The organism is Candidatus Regiella insecticola LSR1, assembly GCF_000143625.1.
Lineage (GTDB): Bacteria > Pseudomonadota > Gammaproteobacteria > Enterobacterales > Enterobacteriaceae > Regiella > Regiella insecticola.
This window is the reverse complement of sequence record NZ_GL379745.1, coordinates 1-1990: the sequence shown is the minus strand read 5'-3', so window position 1 is coordinate 1990 and position 1990 is coordinate 1. Positions and strand designations below refer to the sequence as shown.

3 protein-coding genes and 1 pseudogene are annotated in these 1990 nt (G+C 38.0%); all 4 read right to left on the bottom strand.

Going from position 1 to position 1990, the window contains the following annotated elements:
• A pseudogene (locus tag REG_RS13625) lies at positions 1 to 205 on the bottom strand (hypothetical protein); the annotation flags it as partial.
• A gap of 76 nt (positions 206 to 281) precedes the next feature.
• Entirely contained in the window at positions 282 to 464 is a 183-nt protein-coding gene (locus REG_RS10335) for a hypothetical protein (protein ID WP_039908986.1), read from the bottom strand.
• 285 nt (positions 465 to 749) lie between these two features.
• A complete protein-coding gene (locus tag REG_RS10330) occupies positions 750 to 1073 on the bottom strand; it encodes a hypothetical protein (protein WP_006705594.1) in 324 nt (107 codons plus the stop codon).
• Between the two features lie 129 nt (positions 1074 to 1202).
• Positions 1203 to 1990: hypothetical protein (locus REG_RS13620; protein ID WP_039908984.1), on the bottom strand; the 788-nt coding region annotated here is incomplete at its 5' end.

Genomic DNA, 1990 nt, shown 5'->3' with positions numbered 1-1990 from the left:
TAATATACCCTTTGTCTTTGAAGCCGCCGCTAGGCGGCCAGGGCGTGAGACCCGATGAGCTCAGCCAGCGTAAGATCACCGCAGCAGAATCAAATTCACCATTAGCGATAATCTCTTTCGCTTCTTCGAACATCTCGCCTAGCGATAGGCTGAATCTTGCCGCATCTCTTACACAAGATAACTTACGGTATGTTTGTAATGTCATCCAAAGCGAGCCGTGCTAACACCTGCCAGCCCTAATTTGAACGGCAAATTAGGGCTGATACCCGCATGACCGTTAATCATTCTGGAATAGAATACAAATTACCATTTGTTATTGACAAATTAACAAACTTGCTCTGGTTTGAACGTCTACGTTTAACCTTTGTTTGAAGATCTTCCATTCTTTCTACAAAATTAGCTCGTTGATAGAAAATTTTCGCTTCTTCAGCATGCTTTTGAGCAGCTGTTAGTTTAGCATTCATTTGAGCAACTGTTAGATTTCCACTACGCACTTCTTTTAAAGCTTTTAAAGTTTCATTTGCAGTTAGATTTCTACTACGCGCTTCTTTTGAAGCTTTTAAAGTTTTATTTGCAGTTAGATTTCTACTACGCGCTTCTTTTGAAGCTTTTAAAGTTTTATTTGCCGATTGAATAGTTTTACGTGTCGATTCAATAGATTCCCTTTTATGCTGTGTTACTAAAGGCTCAACAAACCTGCTCTGATTATCAAGGCTATCTTTAACCGTTGTTTGAAATTTCTCCGTTTTTTATATAAGTGAGGCTGAAGCCGCCACTGCAGATTCAAGAATGCGTCTTAATTTAGCCGCTGGAGATTCCTTTACAGGAATTCTAGATTTAAAGTCCTTTGTAGTATCAACGCCATCTGCTCGACAGCCAGAATCTACAGACTTTACAGATTCTACGCTCTGAGAAGAAGCAGTTGAAGTCCCTACTTTACCCTTCATTTCTGCTGTCTTTATTAAATTAAGACTGTTACCCGTTTTTTGTAAACCATGATGGCTACCACTAATTCTTGCAGAAATAATAAGAGTAGGAATTCTAGAATCTCCTACCGGTATTAAATTAGGCATACATCATTTCCTTTTTAAAATTAAATTTTTTATTTTAGTTAAAGCAATTTATATCAATTAGCGATAATCATTTATCTGTACTATCAGAACTTACTGTTATCGCATTTCTAGCTGTATTGTTATGGCGGGCTATTTCTTCCAAACTTTAAAAAAATTGCTTCTATATTCTTTAAGAGTTTCTAAATGTTTCTTGGCTCCTGCGATATCTTTTGAAAGCAAAGCCTCAACAATCGCTTTCTTCTCTTTCGAACCTTTGTTAAGGAAAATTTTTATTTTCCCGATATTACTCTCAACCTCTTCCTTAGCAAGCGGGCTTAATACTGTAATGAATTTTGTACGGTAATCGCGTACCTCCGCGACGATCGCTTTCTGTGTGTCATCAATAGATTTTTCTTCTCCCTTTACATTCTCCATTATATAAATAAGCGACTTAGCCTGTTGATAGAATTTTGTAGCAGTTCTAGTACGCGCACCTCTTAAAGCTGATTGTGCTGCTAGAATAACTTCCGATATATAGCTTTTTATTGACGGGTTTATCTTCTCATTTTCAAGGCGAAAATTTTTCATTTTTTCTATATGATCTTCCATCTCTTTTACAAGAGCGCGTTCAGCTTTTACTGCTGATTGTTGCTTCACGAAAGCGTCTAAGCGCCTTTCTGCACTTCTAGCATAATTTCTAACAACTGTTATTTTAGTTTCCCCCTTCGCTGCTTCTGAAGCTTTCCCTGCCAATGTAATAATTCCATCACACTGACGTTTTATAGAGGGGTCAGGATTACTCTTGCAAGTATCTTCAGCCTGGGCTTTAATTAGCTCCATTTGTTCTACCAACTTATCACGTTCAGCCTGGTTAGCTTTTGGAGACGCTTGAGCAACTGTTAGCTCTTCATGATCCGCTGCTACTGCTTTTCTGTCAT